This window comes from Methylobacter sp. BBA5.1, from assembly GCF_000746145.1.
Classification (GTDB): domain Bacteria; phylum Pseudomonadota; class Gammaproteobacteria; order Methylococcales; family Methylomonadaceae; genus Methylobacter; species Methylobacter marinus.
Map to the genome: position 1 here is coordinate 110,853 of NZ_JQKS01000005.1, position 20,538 is coordinate 131,390.

The window sequence follows — 20,538 nt, forward strand, 5'->3', positions numbered from 1 at the left end:
CCCTATTTTTTCAGCGCCGCTTTCGCCTCGTTCCAGAAGGCATCCAGTTCGGCCAGTTCGCAGTCTCTGAGATCGCGGCCCGAAGCCTGAACCTGTTGCTCGATATATTGAAAGCGCCGGGAAAACTTTTTCGTGCTCTCCTTGAGCGCGATTTCGGGGTTGACCTTTAAATGCCGGGCCAGATTCACGGCCACCAGCAGCAAGTCGCCGACTTCTTCCTGAACATGTGCCTGATCGCCTGATTGCCAGGCTTCCCTGACTTCATCCAGCTCTTCTGTAACCTTGTCGAAAACCGGGCCTACCTCGGGCCAGTCAAAGCCGTGGCTGGCGGCGCGGTTCTGGATTTTCTCGCACTGCACCAGGGCCGGCAGATTTACGGCGACGCCCGATAGCACGCTGTCCTGTTCCTTGGCCTTGTTTTTTTGCTGCCTTTCCAGTGCTTTCGCCTGTTCCCAAGCCTGTTTGCGTTCCTCGTCGCTGTGAAAAACCGCATCCGAAAATACATGCGGATGCCGGCGCACCAGTTTCTCGCAAATGGCCGCCGCGACCTGCTCGAAATCGAACAGGCCGCGCTCCTCGGCGATGCGGGAATGGAACACCACCTGCAACAGCAGGTCGCCCAGTTCCGAGCGCAGATCATCCAGATCGTTGCGCTCTATCGCATCGGCGACTTCGTAGGCTTCCTCAATCGTATAAGGGATCAGGCTGTAAAAGTCCTGTTTGATATCCCACTCGCAGCCCTGTTCGGGATGGCGCAGTCGGGACATGATGGCCAACAGGTTTTGCGTATTTTTCAGCATGAGGCGTAATTACAGTGAGGAGCCGAAATTCTCGCGATACCTTTCCCTGAATACCTCCATGTCAAAGCCATGGTTCTGGGTGCCATGATGCTCGATCTTAATCGCGCCCATCAACGAGGCGACCCTGCCTGTTGTCTCCCAGTCCATCTCGTTCATCAAGCCATACAGCAGTCCGGCTCGATAGGCATCGCCACAGCCGGTAGGATCGAGCAGGGCTTTGGGTTTAGCGGCGGGAATATTAATGCATTCGCCGCGCGTGTAAATTTTGGAGCCGTTGCCGCCCAGTGTAATGACCAGGGCTTCGACACGCTCGGCTATTTGCTCCAGCGACAGGCCGGTACGCTGTTGCATCAGTTCCGATTCATAATCATTCAGGGTCACCCAGGTCGCCAGATCCAGAAACTTGGTCAGTTCCTCGCCATTAAACATCGGCATGCCCTGGCCCGGGTCGAAAATGAACGGGATGTCCAGCTCGGCGAACTGCTCGGCGTGCAACTGCATGCCTTCCTTGCCGTCCGGTGCCACGATGCCGATGCAGATATCGCGGTCCACGGGCACGGAGTTCAAATGCGAGAAGTTCATCGCGCCCGGGTGGAAGGCGGTGATCTGATTATCTTCCTCGTCGGTTGTGATATAGGCTTGGCCGGTGTAGTGACCATCCAGAATCCGGATGAATTCGCTGGACAGGCCGTTCTGGCACATCCATTGCGCATACGGCTCGAAATCATGGCCGACCGTCGCCATCGGCAAGGGCTCCTCGCCCAGTAATTTCAGGTTGTAGGCAATGTTGCCGGCACAGCCGCCGTATTCACGGCGCATCACGGGAACCAGAAACGATACATTCAGAATATGGACTTTTTCCGGCAGAATATGATTTTTGAATTTATCATGAAAAACCATGATCGTGTCGTAAGCCATTGATCCGCATATCAGTGCGCTCATTGTGTTCCTCTTATATTAAAATTAAAGTCCAGGTGATCGCCGCCCAGGCCAGCGACAGCATAACCGCGGCGGAACCAATATCCTTGGCCCGGCCGGATAATTCGTGATGTTCGAGACCGACCCGGTCGACGACGGCCTCTACCGCTGAATTCAATAACTCGACCAGCATCACCAGCACGATGCTGCCGATCAGCAGCAGTTTTTCGATAGCGGTTTCTCCCAGCCAGATCGCCAGCGGCGTGGTGATGACAAACAGGAGCACTTCCTGCCTGAAAGCCTCTTCATGTATCCAGGTCGCTTTAAAGCCGGCAACAGAAAAGACGCATGCATTCATAAGCCGCTTAAGGCCTTTTGCATTTTGATTCGCCATTGTTTTACGTTCAGTGATCAAAACCGTCAATGATACACAATCTGCGGGACAGTTGGGTTACAAACAGCGTAATAAATCGGTCAAACTCTGGACAATTTAAAAAAACTTTTTTGAAGTCAATCGCTTGTGATTATTGTGAAGGCATTATTCCCAGACTTATCCACAGATTTTGTGCATAACTCTCAAGCGGGATTACTGTTCAATCAGCTGACCGTAAGCTTCGGCATCCATTAATGAATCCAGGTCGGACAAATCGTCCGCTTTAACGCAAAAAATCCAGGCTTGATAAGCGTTATCATTAACCTGCTCGGGTTCGTCGGTCAGGGCGGTATTGACGGCGACAATCTCGCCAGCCACCGGGCTGAACAAGTCCGATGCGGTTTTAACCGACTCAACGACCGCGCATTGTTCCCCGGCGGCTACCTTGCGCCCCGGTTCCGGCAGTTCGATATAAACCAGATCGCCCAATTCCTGCTGGGCAAAATCCGTTATGCCGACGCGCACTGTATTGTCGTCTTCCAGCAGTGCCCACTCGTGGGTTTTGGCATATTTCAGGTTTTCCGGCAAATCACTCATATTTCATCTCTCAAAAATAGTGTTTACGTAACTTACATGATTGATTTCAAGGATAACGCGCTATTTTTTAAAAACAACAAAAAAATTCATTTAACCGATCGGCAGGTCTTATAATTCAGCCCTTATCTATAAGGCCAGCCAACCCCATGCTTTTTTTCGCCAAAATCACTGCTTTTTTGATAGCCTGTTTTTTTTCCGCCGCTATTTTTCCTGTTTCCGCCGAGCATGGCGATACGCAGGAACAGACAGAAACCGGGCGTCAGGCAGTGGTTCTGGACGATGAAGCCCGTATATTGGCAGACCTGCAAATTCAGCGGCTGGTTGCCTCGAATTATCAGCCCGAGTTTACCGCCTACGGGAAGGCGGTTGCTATTCAGCCGCTGCTTGCACTGCGCAGCCAGTATCGGACCGCGTTGGCCGAACACAAAAGCGCGGCGGCCAGGTTCAATCTGGCCGAGCAAGGCATCAAGCGGCAGCAGGATTTATACCATCATGACATCGCCTCAAAACGCAGCCTGCAGAATCAGCAATCGCAATGGCAAACCGACAAGGCCCAACTGGATGCCGCGCGGTTTCGCATCAAGGCCATTTATGACGAAGCCCTGCTGAGCTGGGGCGGGGCATTGACCGATTGGGCCTTGTCGCCGGACTCGGACAAACTGGCGCCTTTTTTATCGGGACGGCAAATTCTTCTGCAGGTCACGCTGCCCGCCAACAGCTATCTGGCTGATGACGTGAAGGAAATTTACATTGAGCCTGCGGGCGTGCGCGGCAGGGCCCGTAAAGCCACGCGCATATCGGCCGCGCCGCAAAGCGATGGCGTGGTTCAAGGGGAAAGTTATTTCTTTCAAGCCGACGGCGACCGGATCAGGCCCGGCATGCGCGTTGCGGCATGGATAGCCCGACAGGCTGAAGACAGGGTCGGCGTAATGATTCCCAAGTCGGCGTTGATCTGGCATCTGGGCCAGGCGTTTGTTTATATCAAGACCGGCAATGACCGGTTCAGCCGCCGGCCTGTCACGCATTTCTCGGCCGCTGCCGACGGTTATTTTGTCAGCGCGGGTATCGACCCCGGCGAGGAACTGGTGACCATTGGCGCGCAAATGCTGTTGTCGGAAGAAATGCGCGGGCAGATCCCCGATGAGGATGATGATTAACCCGTCATCGCCCATCGTTTAATGCCGCCGCCCGGCTGAAGCACAGCCATCCAGGAAGCCTTACAGTCCATGCGACTGAAAATCGTGATTAATCGGGAATATTAACAAAACCATGCTGGCTGCTCTCATCCGTTTTTCCATCCGTTGCCACGGCATTGTCATCGCCCTGGCGGTACTGATCCTGGTCTATGGCGTTTATCGCTTTTCCACGGCCGGGCTCGATATTTTTCCGGCTTTTTCGCCCAAACAGGTCGTGATTCAAACCGAGTCGCCGGGGCTGTCTTCCGAGCAGGTCGAAGTGCTGGTGACGCAGCCGATTGAAATGGCGATCAGCGGCCTGATCGGCATGGAATCGGTGCGTTCCGAATCGATTCTGGGCCTGTCGATCGTGACCGCGACCTTCAGCGAGGACAGCGATATCTATCGCAGCCGGCAGTTGGTCAGCGAGCGGCTGGCGAGCCTGCCGGGACGGCTGCCGCAGGGTATGGGCACGCCCGTGGCGATACCGCTTTCCTCGTCGTCCGCGACGGTTTTGACGATCGGCTTGAGCTCCGACAGCAAGGATTTGATGGCCTTGCGCAGCCTGGTCGACTGGACGCTGGTGCCGCGCCTGATGTCCGTGCCCGGCGTTGCCGATGTCAATGTGTTCGGCGGCGAAGTCGCGCAGTTGCAGATTCAGGTCGATCCCGTGCAGCTGCATCGCTTTAACCTGGCGCTGGACGACATCATTCAGGCCGCCTCGCAAGCAGGCACTATTCAGGGCGGCGGTTTTATCGAAAACGACAACCAGCGTTTCACGCTGCAGGTGACCGGGCAACCCGCGACGCCCGAACAATTCGCCAAAATCCTCGTCAGGCGCGATCAGGGCCGCAACATAACCCTGGGCGAAGTGGCAACGATTGCCTATGCGCCCGAGCCGGCTATCGGCGGCGCGCAAATCATGGGCAAAACCGGTATTGTCATGATGGTCATCGGCCAATACGACGCCAATACCTTGTCCGTCTCCAGGCGGGTGGAGCAGGTGCTGGATGAATTCGAGCCTATCTTCAGCAAGCAGGCGATTGTGTTCCATTCGCATCTGTTCCGGCCGGCCGATTATATTGAAGCATCGGTGGCCAATTTGTCGATCCATCTGCTGATCGGCGGCCTGTTCGTGATCATTATTCTGTATCTGTTTCTGTTCGATTTCCGCACGGCCTTTATTTCCGCGCTGGCCATTCCCTTGTCGCTGATCAGCGCCGTCATTGTCCTGCTGGAAGCCGGAGTCAATCTCAATATCATGGTGCTCGGCGGCTTGGCAATCGCGCTGGGCGAGGTCGTCGATGACGCCATTATCGATACCGAGAACATTTTCCGGCGCCTGCGCGAAAACCGCTTGTCGGATCGACCGCTGCCCGTCGCCGATGTCGTTTACAGGGCTTCGCTGGAGGTGCGCGGCTCGGTCGTTTACGCGAGCTTTATCGTCGCGCTTGTGTTTGTGCCGCTATTGACCCTGAACGGCGTGGCAGGGCGCTTGTTTGCGCCGTTGGGCTACTCCTACATCCTGGCTATCCTGATGTCGCTGCTGGTGGCGCTGACCTTGACGCCGGCCCTGTGCTACGTACTGCTGGGCAGCCATGCCGCGCACGACGAGCCGCCGCTGATCAAGCGTCTCAAGCCGCTCTATGAGCGTTTGCTGGGTTTCGCGATCAGGCGATTTAAAGTGGTCATGACCGGCAGCGTGATCGTGTGTCTGGCCGGTTTGCTGGCTTTTTTCAGCCTCGACAGCAAGTTCCTGCCCGAGTTGCGCGAGGGCCATTACATAGTTCATACGGCCAGCATGCCCGGCACGTCCTTGCAGGAATCGTTAAGAATCGGCCGTCGGCTGACCGAACAGTTTCTGAAAATCGAAGGCGTCGAATCGGTATCGCAATGGGCCGGGCGGGCAGAGCGAGGCGCCGATACCTACGGCAGCCATTACAGCGAGTACGAGGTCCGCCTCAAGCCCATGTCGGGATCGGAGCAGCAGCGGATATTGGACAGACTCAGGGAAATCCTGAGTGATTTTCCGGGCATTTTATTCGAAGCCAATACTTTTCTGACGGAGCGGGTCGACGAGACCATTTCCGGTTATACCTCGCCGGTCGTCGTCAATATTTACGGCAATGATCTGGCGGTGCTAGACGACAAGGCCCGGGCGCTCGCCGAAATCATGCGCGGCATTCCCGGCGCCGCCGACGTGCAGCTGCGCTCGCCGCCCGGCACGCCGCTGGTGCGGATCGATCTGGATCTGGATCAGCTGGGTTTCTGGGGTATCGCGCCGTCGCAGGTTATCAATACTCTGCAGGCCGCCTACGAGACGCATGTCGTCGGCAAGCAGGCTCAGGGCAATAAAATCTTCAATATCGCCGTGGCCCTGGCGCCGGAGCTGAGAAAACAGCCCGAATCGATTGCCCGGTTGCCGATCAGGACTCAGGACGGCAGCCTGATCATGCTGTCTCAGGTCGCGGAGATCAGGCACGCGGCCAGCCGCTACAACATCCTGCATCAGGGCGCGCAACGACGGCAGACCGTGACCTGTAATGTCATCGATCGGGATCTCGATGATTTCATGCGCGAGCTCAAGGCGCGCGTGCAGGAAGAGATTCCGTTCCCGGCCGATGTTTATCCCGAATTCACGGGCGCGGCGGCCGAGCAGGCCCAGGCCCGTTACGAGCTGATTCTGCATGCCTTGCTGGCCGGTGCCGGCGTGCTGATCTTTATCTATGTTGCCATAGGCAGCGCTCGCCACGTCCTGCTGACGCTGGTCAATCTGCCGTTTGCCCTGGTCGGCGGCGTTGCCGCGGTCGTGTTGACCGGGGCGGCGCTGTCGGTGGGCTCGGTCGTCGGTTTCATCACCTTGTTCGGCATTACCGTGCGCAACAGCATCATGCTGCTGTCGCACTACCGCTATCTGATCGAAGTCGAGGGCAAAGGCTGGAATTTGGAAACAGCCATACAGGGCGCCCAGGAACGGTTGCCGGCCATTTTGATGACGGCGATGGTGACCGGACTGGCCATGTTTCCGATCGCTTTCGACAGCGACAATCCGGGGCGCGAGATCATGGGGCCGATGGCGGCGATTATCATTGGCGGGCTGGCGTCTTCTACGCTGTTGAATTTATTGTTATTGCCGGGTGTATTGTTACGTTATGGAAAATTTAAAACATAAACTGAAAAATATAGAGCAGGATTCGGAAGCCATTATTCTGCTGCACGGCCTGGCCAGAAGCCGCTTCAGCATGAATAAAGCCGGTAAGCTGCTGGCGGCATACGGCTATAAAATCATCAATGTGAATTATCCTTCGCGTAAAAGGGCGATTGAGTCGTTAGCGTTAGAGTATATCGCACAGGCGCTGGCAGAGTGCGACTCAGAGCAGATTGAAAAAATTCATTTCCTGACCCATTCCATGGGCGGGATTCTGATTCGCTATTACTTGTCGGCAAAACCCATCGCTAAACTGGGGCATGTGGTTATGCTGGCTCCGCCCAGCCAGGGCAGTGAAATTGTCGACAGACTGGCAGGCTGGCCATTGTTTTATCTGTTAAACGGTCCGGCCGGGTTACAGTTGGGTACGGATAAAGATAGTCTGCCCAATGCCTTGGGGCCTGTGAATTTTCCGGTAGGGGTGATCGCCGGTGATAGAAGCGTCAATCCTTTGCTCTCTTTGCTCATTCCTGGTGTTAACGACGGCAAGGTGTCGGTAAACCGGGCGCGGGTGGCGGGCATGCAGGATTTTATCGTTGTGCCTTACTCACATCCCTTTATTATGCAGCGGGAGCCTGCCGTAGAACAGGCGCTGTATTTTATTCAGCAGGGCTGTTTTGCCAATGGCTTGAGACGTTGACGTTGTTGAAAGGGCAGGTGAGAGCGGCTGTCTGCTAGCCGCTCCATGAGCCTGGCTGTTAAACGGAAAAACTCTCGCCGCAGCCGCAGGTGGCTTTGACATTGGGATTGTTGAACTGGAACGCCGCATTGATGCCTTCGCGGCGGTAATCGACTTCGATGCCGTCAACCACCGGCAGATCGGCTTCCTGAACGATGATTTTGACGCCGAAGTGTTCAAACACGACTTCGTTCTCGGCCAGTTCATCAGCATAATCGAGCGCATAAGCATAACCGGAGCAGCCGGATTTTTTGATGCCGAGTTTTAAGCCGATGCCTTTGCCGCGCTTTTCCAGTTGTTTCTTGATTTGATTCGCTGCGCTTTCCGTTAATGAAACAGACATAATAACCTCTTGGTACTTGATCCTTTACAACAAGGATTTCAATAATTCAATGAATTTGCTGATGTCGGCGGCCGTATTGGCTTGTCCCAGGCTGACGCGAATGGCGCTTCTGGCCAGCTCGGGTTCGACGCCCATGGCCGTCAGCACGGCGCTGGGCTCTCTGGCGCCGCTGGCGCAGGCCGAGCCGCTGGAAACGGCGACGTTTTTCTGATCCAGCTTCATGAGCAGCATCTCGCCGTCGAGCCCGTCTATGCCGAACTGGACGGTATTGGGCAATCGCTGAGCCTGCCGGGCAAAAATCGTCAAGCCGGGGATGGTTGTCAAGCCATCTTCGAGCTGTTCCCTTAAAGCGAGCAGGCGCCGGCTGCGTTCGGCCAGTTCCACTCCGGCCAGTTCCGCCGCTTTGCCGAATCCGATGATGGCCGCGACGTTTTCGGTGCCGGCTCTCAGATCCTGTTCCTGGCCGCCGCCCAGTAATAGCGGATTGATTTCGACGCCTTTTTCGAACACCAGGGCGCCGCAGCCTTTCGGCCCGTAGATTTTATGGCTGGATAGGGACATCAAGTGCACGCCGAGCTGATTGAAGTCTACCGGGATTTTTCCCAGCGCCTGCACGGCGTCCGTATGCACGAAAATCCGATGCGCCCTTAATTGCCGCGCATAGGCGGCCACATCCTGGATGACGCCGGTTTCATTGTTTGCCAGCATGAAAGACGCCAGGCCGGGCTTGCGCCTGATAATGGCGTCGATGGCCTCTTGGGTAATCAGGCCGTCGGCATCGACGGCAACGATGGCAAGCTCACGACCCTGGCTGTTCATGCGCTGGGCCGGTTCGGCAATGGAAGGGTGCTCAATGGCTGAAATGGCAAGTCCGGCATCGGGGTTGCCCGCGGCCAGAGCCAGATTATTCGCTTCGGTGCCGCCACTGGTGAAAATGACCTGCGCAGGCTGTACGCCAACCAGCGAGGCGACCTGTCCGCGGGCCGTCTCCAGGGCGCTTCGAACGACCCGGCCCGGACGGTACAGGCTGGATGGATTGCCGTAGAAAGTGGTGAGAAAGGGCAGCATCGCGTCCAACACCCGTTCGTCGATCGGGGTTGTCGCGTTATGATCAAGGTAGATCATTTAAACTAAGCTCTAGCTCCATTTTGGCGATGGATTTCAATCACTCGCTCAGCATCTTGCTCCTGCCTTTTGGCAACTTCCTGAACCTGATGCCTTTCCAGCAATTCACCCAGACTGATGCCGGTCAGATAATGGCGAATCTGTTCGCTCAATCCCATCCATAAGTCATGGGTCAGGCAGGCCTGGTTATTCTGGCAGTTGGCTTCGCCGCCGCACTTGGTGGAATCAAGCGGTTCATCGACGGCGGCAATAATATCGGCGATATTGATGTCATTGGCCTTGCGGCTGAGCTTGTAGCCGCCGCCCGGCCCGCGAACGCCTTTGACCATGCCGGCACGGCGTAAACGCGCAAATAACTGTTCCAGATAAGACAGGGAAATTGTTTGACGAGTTGCAATATCGGTTAGGGTAACTGGCTTCTTCTGGCTGTGAAAAGCCAGGTCCAGCATAGCTGTCACGGCATAGCGGCCTTTAGTGGTTAAGCGCACAAGACTATCCTTTATAAATACAATAGGTTCTCATTACTATACTTAACCTAGCAAAATAGTCAACTTTTATAGGGTCATTATTTTTATCTGCCGACGGTCATCCCTATTAAAGTATTAAACTATTGTAATCAGTTAGTTAAGGGTTTCTTAATCAGGCGCTTCCGGCCCCGCGACAAAGTCTTGCCGTTTGCATGAGCGGAATTGCCGGGACGAAGGGATGGGGCCGCGCGCCCGTAGGGACGAAATGTCCGGGGCGCAAACCGGTGTCTAGATTTCCTCTTTCCGGTCTTCGTAGCCGTCCTCGATTTCACAACCTTCCAGATCAGGCATCGGTGTCTCCGAGTAGGCAATGCCGGCGTCATTCAGTGCTTTTTTCATGGTTTCTATCTGTTCATCCAGCACATGAATATGATCGAGCATGCGGTTGATGGCGTTGGCGATGGGGTCCGGCATATCGGCTGTTGCGCCATAGGCGTCAAAGCCCATCTTGCTGGCGATCGCATCGCGCCCCATCGTTGCTTTTTTGACTTTGGTGTCGACGATATGGCCCGGAATGCCGACTATCGTCGCGCCGGCCGGGACGGGTTTCAAGACGACCGAATTCGAGCCGACGCGGGCGCCTTGCCCGATCTCGATAGGTCCTAAAACCTTGGCGCCGGCACCGATGACCACGCCGTTGTGCAACGTCGGATGGCGCTTGCCTTTCTGCCAGGTCGTGCCGCCCAGCGTGACGCCGTGATACAACGTGCAGTCGTCGCCGATCACGGCGGTCTCGCCGATCACGACGCCCATGCCGTGATCGATAAAGAAGCGCCGGCCTATCTGGGCGCCGGGATGGATTTCGATGCCTGTCAGCCAGCGGCCGATATGGGCGATAAAGCGCGCCAGCCATTTGAAACCGGCGTTCCAGCAATAATGGCTGATGCGGTGAATCAGGATGGCGTGAATGCCGGGGTAGGCGGTAATGACCTCGAAAACGGATTGCGCCGCCGGGTCACGCTCGAAAACGCACAGGATGTCTTCTTTCAATCGGTTGAACATGTCATTGATTCCTTTTATGGCCCTGAGACATTCTCAGGATACCTCTGAGGATGTCCACTTCTTTGGTATCGAGTTGCGCGCGATTAAAAAGCCTGCGCAGGCGGCGCATGATCGATTTTGATTTGTCGGGATGCATGAAGCCGATATCGGTCAGGGCCTCATAGAGATGGTCGTAAAACATCTCCATTTGCGTCGTCGTGGCCTGCGGATCCTCGCCCTTGTCGCCGATCGTGATTTCGTGCGGCTGGCCGGAGGCGACGAACAGTTCATAACAGATCACCTGCACGGCCGCGGCAAGATTCAATGAGCTGTATTCGCTGTTGCAGGGAATGCGCAGCAGATAACGGCACAGATCCAGCTCGTGGTTTTTCAGCCCGGAATTTTCCCGGCCGAAGATAATGGCGGCTTTTGCCGTCCGGGCTTCAACAGCCAGTTTTTCGGCGCATTCGCGGGGCGTCATTTCCGGCCAGCTGATGGTCCGGCAGCGGGCGCTGGCGCCGATCACCAGCTGACAATCGGCAACCGCTTCCTCCAGGCTTTGGCAGACGGTTGCGCGCGCGAGCACATCATCGGCGCCGGATGCCCGCGAGGTTGCCTCGGCGCTCGGAAAAATCTTGGGCGCGACCAGCCACAGATTATCCATCCTCATGTTCTTCATGGCCCGAGCGACGGCGCCTATATTGCCCGGATGCGAAGTTTCGACCAGAACGATTTTGATATTGGACAGCAATGTTGTCTCTTCGTGGAAAAAAGAGTCAATTTTAGCAAAAGATTTGGTATGCTATGGATGTTTTCTACTTGCTCATTACAAATTCAGCCTATGCAACCAATGCTTAATATTGCCGTCCGCGCCGCAAGAAGCGCCGGCGACCTTATCGTACGTTCCGCCGACAATGTCGGTCGTTTACGCATCAACCAGAAAAGCAAAAATGATTTTGCCAGCGAAATCGACCAAATGGCCGAGCGAGAGATCATAAACATCATCAAAGCCGCTTATCCCGAGCATGGTATTCTGGCTGAAGAAAGCGGCGAGCACAAAGGCAATGATTTTATCTGGGTGATCGACCCGCTGGACGGCACAACGAATTTCCTGCATGGCTTTCCGCAATATGCCGTTTCCATTGCCTTGATGCACAAAGGTAAAATCGAAGTGGGCGTCGTTTATGACCCGTTGCGCGATGAGTTGTTTACCGCCAAGCGCGGCGGCGGCGCCATGCTGAATAGCCGCCGTATTCGAGTCACGGCTCAGACCGGCTTGATGGGCGCGCTGATCGGCACGGGCTTTCCTTTTAAAAACCCACAGCACCTCGATGCTTATCTGGGCATGTTCCGCGCTTTGTCGGCGGATTCGGCCGGTATCCGGCGGGCCGGCGCCGCGGCGCTGGACCTGGCTTATGTGGCCGCCGGCCGGTTGGACGGTTTCTGGGAAATCGGCCTGCATGAATGGGATATGGCGGCAGGCATCCTGCTGATCAAGGAAGCCGGTGGCGTTGTCACCGATTTTTCCTTCAATGACAAATACATGGGATCGGGCAATGTGATCGCCGCCAACCCACGCATGCATCAAACCATGTATCAGGCGATCGAGCCGCATGTCACGGCCGCCTTGAAATAAGCAATAACCGGAAAAGTACAGGCGGATTGATGAAGAAACCGCGCGGGATGCAGTTGTCTGTATCCCGCGCGGTTTTTTTATGCTTATTAATAATGATACGGATGAGGCGCGGCTTTGGCGTCAGGGTTGCCGAAGCCGGTTATTGATCCTGTTGCAGAATGCAGGACAGGGTTTCCGGTTGGCCGGCGCTTGCCGGGCGCAACCGGAGAAGGGGCTAATAGGTCAACGTCAGGCCGACATTGAACGAGCGGCCCATGCCGGGCACCGCGGTTCCGGCCACGCTGGTTTCGCCAATGTAAGTACCTCCTAACGGCAGGGCGTAATTTTTATCCAGCAGGTTTTCTATGCCAGCGTCGATGCGCATATGCTTCCAGCTGTAACTGCTACGCAGATTCAGCAGTGCATATCCAGCTGTTTGCGGCTCCAGGCGCACGTCCTGTACATGGTTTTTGGCATCGACGATCTGGGTTTCAATCGTGCTGGTCCAGCCGCCCAATTGATGCTCCAGTGATACCAGGGCATTAAACGGCATTTGCTGATACAGATTGCCGCCTGTGTCGTTGTTTTGTCCTCTGACATAGCTCATGATCGCTTTACCGGTCAGGCTGCCGTATTGGCTGGATTGCAGCAACAGTTTCCTGCCGGACACATCGACGCCGAACAGATGCGCATCAAAGTTGTTCAGTTGCAGCAGGTTGAAGCCGCCGCTCGCGGGGCTGGCGCAGGTTACACCGTTGGCCGGCTGGCACAGCTCGGCATCGATATAATTGTCGACGGTGGTATAAAAAGGCGTGACCTTGACTTGCCAGTCTTCCATGTTGGCGTCGTGCCAGTCGGCGGTCGCGCTGACGGTATGGGCGACTTCGGGCTGCAGATTGACATTGCCTACATAGCCGTTGCCGTCGCCGACCCAGTTGTTCATGAACATGCTCATGGGCATGACCATGGTCATGCCCATCATGTTCATCTTGGTGCCGCGCGACCAGGCATAGCGTTCGTAAAGGCTAGGCGAGCGGGTTTTTCTGGCAATGCCCAGCTCGTAAGTCTGCATATCGTTGAAGGTATAGCGCGCCAATGCCGTCCAGTCGATATTGACATCGGTACGTTTACGCTTGGTGCTGTTGAACGCTCCGGCCTCTTCGGTCACTTTGCCGTAGTCCATGACATTGCCGGCATCCATTTCCACACCGCCCACGCGGATGCCGACCTGGGTCAGCCATTGCTGGTTCCAGCGGCCTTCCCATTCGGTGAATACATCAAACCGGTCGCGCTTGCCTTCAAAGATGTTCCAGAACGGTCCCGGCCCCTGCATCATTCGCATCGGGTTGGTGCCGATCGGATCCCACCAGTCATTCAGGCGGTAGCGTTGGTATTCGCTGCCGACGGTCAGCATATGCTGGTCGGTCAGGTCGATATTGGCCTTGACCAACAAGCCCTGGTTGATGCCGTGCGTATCCATGGGCATGGTCCGCCCCGTTTCGCCGCCTTTGTCCTTCAGGAAGTTCATCTTGTGCCGGGCATCCTCGTGATAGGCGCGTGTTTCCAGATTACCCCAGTCGAACTGGCTCTTGGTGGAAACATTGGCAAACCAGCTGTCGTCGCCGACCATGTCCATGCGCACATTGGGGAAGCCCTGATAAGGGATATTTTGTTGGCCTACCTTAATAATGGCCTGGTGATTGTCGTTGCGCAAAGCCAATGACAGCGACTGGTTTTCGGAACGATAGAGCGAAGAGGCGACGACGTCATTGCCGTTGATTCGGTTGGCGGTCGTGAAATTGCCGCCGGCTTTGTAATTGCGCGACTGTACCGAAGAGCCCGTGTAAGTCAGTGAGGCATTCTCATTCGCGATCGAGGCGGAAATATTGCCGCCGTACGCATCGCCGTTGCTGCGGTAAAAGCCTGACAACTGGCCCCTGATCAAAGGCGCCTCGCCGTCCTCGGCAAATTCGGGGTCGGCCGAATTGACGCGAATAGTCCCGCCGATACTGTCGCCGCCCAGGCTCACCGGTGTAATGCCGGCCAGGATCTGGGCGCTGAGGACGCTGGAAGGGGCGACATAGGAAAGAGCCGGATTCATGTGGTTGGCGCAGGCCGAAATCAAATTCATGCCGTCTACTTGTACGCGCAGGCGGTCATCCGCCATGCCATGAATAATGGGCCTGCTTGAAATACCGCCGCCGCCGGAAAGGCTTACGCCGGGTACGTCGCTGAACATTTTGGCCGTGTCGCTGATAGCCGTCCTGGATAGCGCTATCTTGGAATGGTCGAGATAAGAGCCGAAAGGCACATCGATATTGGATGACTGCCCCTTGATGATCATCGTATCCAGAAGCATGGCATCTTCCGCGATTTGCACATGTTCTTTATTCTGGCCGGCAATGATGTCGGCCTGGTCTGTCGGTGCTGGTTCGGCAGCAATCCCGCTTCCTAAATAACTCGCTCCTAATAAGAATACGTATTTTTTCATTATTGTTTAATTTATTAGTTAATGATCTGCTAATGTTAAGCATTTTACATGCCATGTTAATAGTTAAGCGCTGACTGCGATGGTCCGCGTGATGGCGCTGTTTTTAAAAAAAGCGGCAATTATTACCTTAATATTTATGTGTAAAATCACGCAATTGAGTGAGTTAAATAACATAGTTTAATTATTTTTCTATTCAGGACAGCTGAATCCGTCAGGTAATCAACCGATGAAACACAAAGAGGAGTTATTGAGTATTCAATGGAGGTTGCTATTGAACAATGGGGAGCTTTAACAGACTTGATGTCCCCGGGCTTGATTCTGAGAAAAGCAGATTTGACGATAAAGATTTGCCAACGGCAGGTGTGTTTCGATTCAACCGACATTCCGCAGCCAATTCAGCCACTGCCGGAATAATAGGTAACATGGAAATCACCTAATAATTTGCGATGCGGCTCATACAAATCAAAGGGGGCGCCTGTATCGTGCGAATGCATTGTAGGGGCGGACCTATGTGTCCGCCCTGCTTCGGGTGCATAATAAATTATCGGGGGAACCGCTGGCCAAAGGTGAACCGTTGAGCAAGGGCGAACACACAGGTTTGCCCCTATGTGTCTGTTCATTTACGGTATCAGGGCATCAATCCGTAGGCATTGCCAGATTAAAACGCCTGGGAATCAAGGAAAATGAGCAGGCCGATTAACAATCGATACTGAAATAATTCTGATTGGATCAAATTTTGCCGCGGAATGTAGGATTCAAGCTGGCGAAGCAGGGTGGTTAATAAAACCGGAAGATGATGGAAATAGCGGACTGTGCCACCTGGTCCGCTATTTGAAACCGATGAATGAGGCGCGGGTGATGCTGTTAAAAAAGTTCCAATGCCAGCATCAGCGCATCCTCGCGGCCGTTTTCAGCCGGATAGTAATCCTTTCTGATGCCTATTTCGTTGAAGCCCAAATTTTCGTAAAGCGCGATGGCGACGGTATTGGACGGCCGCACTTCCAGAAAAACCGTTTCGGCCCGGCCTCTTGCCGTTTCAATCAGATTCTCCAGCAGTTTCCGGCCAATGCCTTGGCCTTGCTCGGCAGGGTCCACGCAAATATTCAATACATGCGCCTCGCCAACCGCGATCGAGGCAATGCAATAACCGAGCACTTTGTCCTGTTCTTCGCAAACCCAGCATTCATAACGGGCTCTGAAGCAATCCCTGAAAATATCTTCGCCCCAGGGAAACTGATAACTTTTTCTTTCGACCGTTATCACCCCGGGTAAATCGGATAACGCCATTCTTCTAATGCGCATCAAATCTTTTCTGTCGACTGAATCGGGAAATATTTTGGCATAAAACTCTCTGTCCGCATCATAAACCAGCCAATTTTTTATCTTGTCTAACAACGCCTGCATAATCAACCTTCTGTATACGTTTTCATCGCTAATTGTAGATCCAGCCAGGCTTTGCGCTTTTCTGGCAACGATCGTAATAAATAGGCAGGATGATAAACCACAACCACCGGCGTTTCATCTAAAGTATGCACAGTGCCTCTGAGCTTGGCTAACGGGGCCTTGGTTTTTAACAAGGCCTGCGCGGCAATGCGCCCTACAGCCAGAATGATCTTGGGCTGAACCAGTGCCCGCTGCCGCTGCAGATACGCATGGCAGGCTTCAATCTCGTCGGCTTTCGGGTCGCGATTGCCGGGCGGGCGGCATTTTAAGATGTTGGCGATGAATACGTCTTTCTCCCTGTCCAGGCCCAGGGCTCGCAGCATTTCCGTTAGCAGTTGCCCAGCCTTGCCGACAAAAGGCCGGCCTTGCTGATCTTCGCTTTGCCCCGGCGCTTCGCCGATCACCATCCAGTCGGCCCGTCTGTTGCCGGTGCCGAAAACCGTTTGCGTGCGCGTTTCGCATAAAGCGCATTTTCGGCACGTTGCCACTTCGGCTTGTAATGAATCCCAGTCGTCGGGCTCGGCTTGCGTTCTGTCAACCGGTTGCCGTTCGGCCGGCGCCGGCGCTTCAGTGACGGCCGGCAGTGCCTCGGCAGCGGGCGGTTGCGGACTTTCGTCGTGCGCGGGCGCGGCTCTGGGAACCCATACCTCGATTCCCATCGCCTCCAGGTATTGCAAGCGCAGCGCGTTATCCATGGCGGTTTGTTAAAAGGCTAGACATCGCCTTTTTGCGGATGCCGGCGCTGATCCGGCGCTTGCAGCTTGTTGATGGCATTGACATAGGCTTTAGCCGAGGCGATCACGATGTCGGTATCGGCGCCCAGGCCATTGACGATGCGGCCCGCTTTTTCGAGACGCACCGTCACCTCGCCCTGAGCATCGGTACCGTTGGTAATATTGTTGACCGAGTAAAGTTCCAGCGAGGCGTCGGACCGCACCAGTTTCTCGATGGCTTTAAGGCTGGCGTCGACAGCGCCGCCGCCGGTGGCGGTACCCGTGACTTCCTGATTGTCGATGCGCAAGGTGACCGTGGCATTGGGAATTTCGCCGGTTTCGGAGCAGACCTTCAGGGCAATCAATTTGACGAGTTCATCCTCGGACTCGAAACCGACTTCCGATATCAGCGCCTGCAGGTCTTCATCGAAGATATCGTGCTTTTTATCGGCCAATTGCTTGAAGCGGAAAAAGGCTTCATTCAATTCTTCCTCGGAGGCAAATTCAAAGCCCAGCTCGGTCATGCGGCTCTTGAAGGCATTGCGGCCGGAGTGCTTGCCCATGACCATGCGGTTGGCTGTCCAGCCGACGTCCTCGGCACGCATGATCTCGTAAGTCTCGCGGCTTTTCAGCACCCCGTCCTGGTGAATGCCGGACTCGTGCGCAAAGGCATTGGCGCCGACGATGGCCTTGTTAGGCTGCACGGGGAAGCCGGTAATCGACGAGACCAGTTTCGAGCAGGTGACGATCTCGCGTGTGTCGATGCCGGTCTGGCAGGCGAAGACATCCTGGCGGGTGCGGACCGCCATGACGACTTCCTCCAGCGAGGCATTGCCCGCACGCTCGCCCAGGCCGTTGATCGTGCACTCGATCTGGCGCGCGCCGTTCATGACTGCCGACAGGGAATTGGCGACGGCCAGACCCAGGTCGTTATGGCAATGCACGGAGAAAATGGCCTTGTCCGAATTCGGTATGCGCCGGATCAGATTGGCGATGGTCTCTCCGAACTGTTGCGGAATGCTGTAGCCGACCGTGTCGGGGATATTCAGCGTCGTGGCGCCGGCATCGATAACCGCCTCGAAAATACGGCATAGAAAGTCCTCTTCCGAACGGCCCGCATCTTCGGCCGAAAACTCGACGTCATCGGTGTACTGCCGCGCGCGTTTCACGGCTCTGACGGCGTATTCGATCACCTGCTCGGGCTGCATCTGCAGTTTCATCTGCATGTGGATAGGCGAGGTGGCGATAAATGTATGAATGCGTGACCGGTTGGCATTTTTGAGTGCCTCGCCGGCGCGGTCGATGTCCTTGTCCAGCGCCCTGGCCAGGCCGCATACGGTACTGTCTTTTACGGCCTTGGCCACGGCCTGAACGGCCTCGAAATCGCCGAGACTGGCAATGGGAAAGCCGGCCTCGATCACATCCACTCTCAAACGTTCCAGCGCCTTGCCGATCCTGACTTTTTCATCGCGCGTCATTGATGCGCCGGGGCTCTGCTCGCCATCGCGCAAGGTAGTATCGAATATGATTAATTTGTCTTTCATAGGGGCTCCATACATGGAGAGCTATCAACTCGTCCGTCGATAGTGATTAAGTAAAGGGGTTTAAACAAAATAAGAGAGAAGAATGCGCCCGTCAGGGCAGGAATCGTAAAGATAGACACAGCAAAGCGCGCAGCCCTGGCCCGGAAGATCGGGCGACAGTCAAAAGGGCTTTAAAAGGCGTGGCGGACTGAATGGACATAATCTTGACTATACGCGATTGGCTGTGGGCTCTCAAGCAGATTTTTTCAGGATTTGCGCCCCTGCAGTCGGCGTCTGCGCATAACCAGCGTAATGACGGGGCCTGAAATCGCATAAGCCAAAAACAATGCAAACAACATGATTTGCGGCTGCGCCATGATAAACGCAATGCCCAGCATGACGGCAATAGCCATGACAAAAGGCACTTTGCCTTTCAAATCGATTTCCTTGAAACTGGAATAGCGGAAGTTGCTGACCATCAGCAGTCCGGTGCTGATGGTCAACACAATCGCGAGATATTTAAGCACTTCAATATCATAGCCATATTCCAGGCAAATCCAGATGAATCCGGCCAGGATGGCGGCCGCGGCGGGGCTGGGTAGTCCCTGAAAATAACGCTTGTCGGCAGACTCGACCTGGGTATTGAAGCGCGCGAGCCTCAGGGCGCCGCCGGCCATATGGACAAAGGCCGCGAACAGGCCCAGCTTGCCGAGGCTGGAAAAAGCCCACAGATACATGACCAGGGCCGGCGCCATGCCGAACGAAACCATATCCGACAGACTGTCGTACTGCACGCCGAATTCGCTCTGCGTATTGGTCAGGCGCGCCACGCGGCCGTCGAGTCCGTCCAGGACCATCGCAACAAAAATCGCCACGGCGGCGGTCTCGTAACGCCCGCCCATCGCCGAGGTAATGGCGTAGAAACCGGCGAACATGGCTCCCGTGGTGAACAGATTAGGTAACAGATAAATGCCACGGCGGCGGCGAGTAGGGCGCTTTTCAGAGGTCATAAAGTTCAATCAGTCCTTGCTTGGTCTGGAAATAAAAACAGTGCCTCGAATTATACAATGAGCCCAGCGGGCGGGCATAAATTAATAAACGAGGCCGGAGAATCCGCAAAAAAAATCAGCGGCAGATAGTATCGACCGCTGATATGACAATTTTGTGTCCATTGGTTCGGACTCCGGCTGGAGAGGTCTCGAGCACCTGCCTGGGCGACTGAAGCCGCCCAGGCAGCATCAGAAATAACTGATGATCAGGATTTGGTCGTCAATAATTTCCCTGCTTAAACATAGGATGCGCCGACGACAGGAGGCGCATCGTTCGCGAGCGATGCGCTTCACTGCGCCGCTTATTACCGGGCGCTTTCAGTCAGTGTATTTCGGTCGGCCGCTGAGCTCGATAGGTATTATGCAGGAATAGCCTCCGGGCCTCTTGGCCAGATATTGCTGATGATAATCCTCGGCATAATAAAATGCGCCGGCCGGCCGGATCTCTGTCGTTATTTTCCCGAGGCCCGCCTCGGTGAGCCGGTGCTGGTAATGGGCTCTTGATGCCAGGGCCTCATCAAGTTGCTCCCGCGTGCAGGTGTAAACACAGGAGCGGTATTGCGTGCCGATGTCAGGACCCTGGCGCATGCCCAGAGTGGGATCGTGAGTTTCCCAAAACAGCCGCAGCAGTTCGCCGAAGCTCGTCAAAGCCGGGTCATAAACGACTTTGACCACTTCAGCATGGCCGGTCAGTCCCGAGCAGACTTCTTCATAAGTCGGATTGGGCGTATAACCGCCGCTGTATCCGACGGCGGTGCTGTAGATGCGCGGATATTCCCAGAATTTTCGTTCCGCGCCCCAAAAGCAGCCCAGGCCGAATATGGCCTGTTCCAGGGTGGCCGGAAACGGCGGCAGGATCGGGTTGCCGGTAACGAAATGCCGGTTGGTCACCGGCATGGGGGTATCACGGCCCGGCAATGCGCTCGCCGGGTCTGGCAGTGCGAGCTTTTTTGATGAGATAATCATAATTCATAAACC

At 55.2% G+C, this 20,538-nt stretch carries 20 protein-coding genes; 5 read left to right on the forward strand and 15 right to left on the reverse strand.

Annotated features, from left to right (window positions below; all coding sequences use genetic code 11):
- Positions 1-2 precede the first annotated feature (2 nt).
- The 4 genes from mazG to gcvH all read right to left on the reverse strand — a co-directional run bounded on the left by mazG (position 3) and on the right by gcvH (position 2,688).
- Positions 3-800: a nucleoside triphosphate pyrophosphohydrolase gene (gene mazG / locus EK22_RS04665; protein WP_081917765.1), complete on the reverse strand. Its 798-nt coding sequence runs from the start codon at positions 798-800 to the stop codon at positions 3-5.
- Between the two features lie 9 nt (positions 801-809).
- Complete coding sequence (locus tag EK22_RS04670) at positions 810-1,742, reverse strand: carbohydrate kinase family protein (RefSeq protein WP_036248499.1); 933 nt, start codon at positions 1,740-1,742, stop codon at positions 810-812.
- 10 nt (positions 1,743-1,752) lie between these two features.
- Complete coding sequence (locus EK22_RS04675; RefSeq protein WP_036248501.1) at positions 1,753-2,112, reverse strand: diacylglycerol kinase; 360 nt, start codon at positions 2,110-2,112, stop codon at positions 1,753-1,755.
- 192 nt (positions 2,113-2,304) lie between these two features.
- A complete protein-coding gene (gene gcvH, locus EK22_RS04680; protein WP_020159370.1) occupies positions 2,305-2,688 on the reverse strand; it encodes a glycine cleavage system protein GcvH in 384 nt (127 codons plus the stop codon).
- A gap of 146 nt (positions 2,689-2,834) precedes the next feature.
- Between gcvH and EK22_RS04685 the strand changes: the two genes are divergently transcribed.
- From EK22_RS04685 to EK22_RS04695, 3 genes are all read left to right on the forward strand, one after another.
- Positions 2,835-3,845, forward strand: coding sequence for an efflux RND transporter periplasmic adaptor subunit (locus tag EK22_RS04685; RefSeq protein ID WP_235209219.1), 1,011 nt, complete (start codon positions 2,835-2,837; stop codon positions 3,843-3,845).
- 112 nt (positions 3,846-3,957) lie between these two features.
- The gene (locus EK22_RS04690; RefSeq protein WP_036248503.1) at positions 3,958-7,035 is read left to right on the forward strand and encodes an efflux RND transporter permease subunit; all 3,078 of its coding nucleotides are present in this window, start codon (positions 3,958-3,960) and stop codon (positions 7,033-7,035) included.
- Complete coding sequence (locus EK22_RS04695; protein ID WP_036248506.1) at positions 7,016-7,711, forward strand: alpha/beta hydrolase; 696 nt, start codon at positions 7,016-7,018, stop codon at positions 7,709-7,711. The genes EK22_RS04690 and EK22_RS04695 overlap by 20 nt, the downstream gene beginning before the upstream one ends.
- A 58-nt stretch (positions 7,712-7,769) precedes the next feature.
- On the opposite strand, the gene EK22_RS04700 is transcribed toward EK22_RS04695, so the two are convergent.
- The 5 genes from EK22_RS04700 to EK22_RS04720 all read right to left on the reverse strand — a co-directional run bounded on the left by EK22_RS04700 (position 7,770) and on the right by EK22_RS04720 (position 11,477).
- Entirely contained in the window at positions 7,770-8,093 is a 324-nt protein-coding gene (locus EK22_RS04700; protein WP_036248509.1) for a HesB/IscA family protein, read from the reverse strand.
- A gap of 24 nt (positions 8,094-8,117) precedes the next feature.
- The gene (locus EK22_RS04705) at positions 8,118-9,218 is read right to left on the reverse strand and encodes a cysteine desulfurase family protein (RefSeq protein ID WP_036248511.1); all 1,101 of its coding nucleotides are present in this window, start codon (positions 9,216-9,218) and stop codon (positions 8,118-8,120) included.
- A gap of 5 nt (positions 9,219-9,223) precedes the next feature.
- The gene (iscR, locus tag EK22_RS04710) at positions 9,224-9,706 is read right to left on the reverse strand and encodes a Fe-S cluster assembly transcriptional regulator IscR (protein WP_020159376.1); all 483 of its coding nucleotides are present in this window, start codon (positions 9,704-9,706) and stop codon (positions 9,224-9,226) included.
- 267 nt (positions 9,707-9,973) lie between these two features.
- Positions 9,974-10,747 (reverse strand): serine O-acetyltransferase, encoded by a 774-nt coding sequence (gene cysE, locus EK22_RS04715; RefSeq protein ID WP_036248514.1) that lies wholly within the window; start codon positions 10,745-10,747, stop codon positions 9,974-9,976.
- Position 10,748: 1 nt separating this feature from the next.
- The gene (locus EK22_RS04720; RefSeq protein ID WP_020159378.1) at positions 10,749-11,477 is read right to left on the reverse strand and encodes an RNA methyltransferase; all 729 of its coding nucleotides are present in this window, start codon (positions 11,475-11,477) and stop codon (positions 10,749-10,751) included.
- Positions 11,478-11,567: 90 nt separating this feature from the next.
- Here EK22_RS04720 and EK22_RS04725 point away from each other — a divergent pair, with 90 nt between their 5' ends.
- Positions 11,568-12,362: an inositol monophosphatase family protein gene (locus EK22_RS04725; protein WP_036248517.1), complete on the forward strand. Its 795-nt coding sequence runs from the start codon at positions 11,568-11,570 to the stop codon at positions 12,360-12,362.
- A gap of 214 nt (positions 12,363-12,576) precedes the next feature.
- Here EK22_RS04725 and EK22_RS04730 read toward each other — a convergent pair whose 3' ends face one another.
- Positions 12,577-14,832 (reverse strand): TonB-dependent receptor plug domain-containing protein, encoded by a 2,256-nt coding sequence (locus EK22_RS04730; RefSeq protein ID WP_036248520.1) that lies wholly within the window; start codon positions 14,830-14,832, stop codon positions 12,577-12,579.
- Between the two features lie 511 nt (positions 14,833-15,343).
- Between EK22_RS04730 and EK22_RS24125 the strand changes: the two genes are divergently transcribed.
- On the forward strand, positions 15,344-15,532 hold the full coding sequence (locus tag EK22_RS24125; protein WP_152565001.1) for a hypothetical protein: 189 nt from the start codon (positions 15,344-15,346) through the stop codon (positions 15,530-15,532).
- A 164-nt stretch (positions 15,533-15,696) separates the two neighbouring features.
- Here EK22_RS24125 and rimI read toward each other — a convergent pair whose 3' ends face one another.
- From rimI to msrA, 5 genes are all read right to left on the reverse strand, one after another.
- Positions 15,697-16,236 carry a ribosomal protein S18-alanine N-acetyltransferase gene (gene rimI, locus EK22_RS04735; RefSeq protein WP_036248522.1) on the reverse strand — a complete coding sequence of 180 codons (540 nt, stop codon included), beginning with the start codon at positions 16,234-16,236 and terminating at the stop codon, positions 15,697-15,699.
- A 2-nt stretch (positions 16,237-16,238) separates the two neighbouring features.
- Positions 16,239-16,970, reverse strand: a complete 732-nt coding sequence (locus tag EK22_RS04740) for a uracil-DNA glycosylase (RefSeq protein ID WP_036248525.1) — start codon at positions 16,968-16,970, stop codon at positions 16,239-16,241.
- Between the two features lie 17 nt (positions 16,971-16,987).
- Positions 16,988-18,532, reverse strand: a complete 1,545-nt coding sequence (locus EK22_RS04745) for a 2-isopropylmalate synthase (RefSeq protein WP_036248528.1) — start codon at positions 18,530-18,532, stop codon at positions 16,988-16,990.
- Positions 18,533-18,777: 245 nt separating this feature from the next.
- A complete protein-coding gene (gene pssA / locus EK22_RS04750) occupies positions 18,778-19,521 on the reverse strand; it encodes a CDP-diacylglycerol--serine O-phosphatidyltransferase (RefSeq protein ID WP_020159384.1) in 744 nt (247 codons plus the stop codon).
- Between the two features lie 357 nt (positions 19,522-19,878).
- Entirely contained in the window at positions 19,879-20,526 is a 648-nt protein-coding gene (gene msrA, locus EK22_RS04755) for a peptide-methionine (S)-S-oxide reductase MsrA (RefSeq protein WP_051961675.1), read from the reverse strand.
- Between the last annotated feature and the right edge of the window lie 12 nt (positions 20,527-20,538).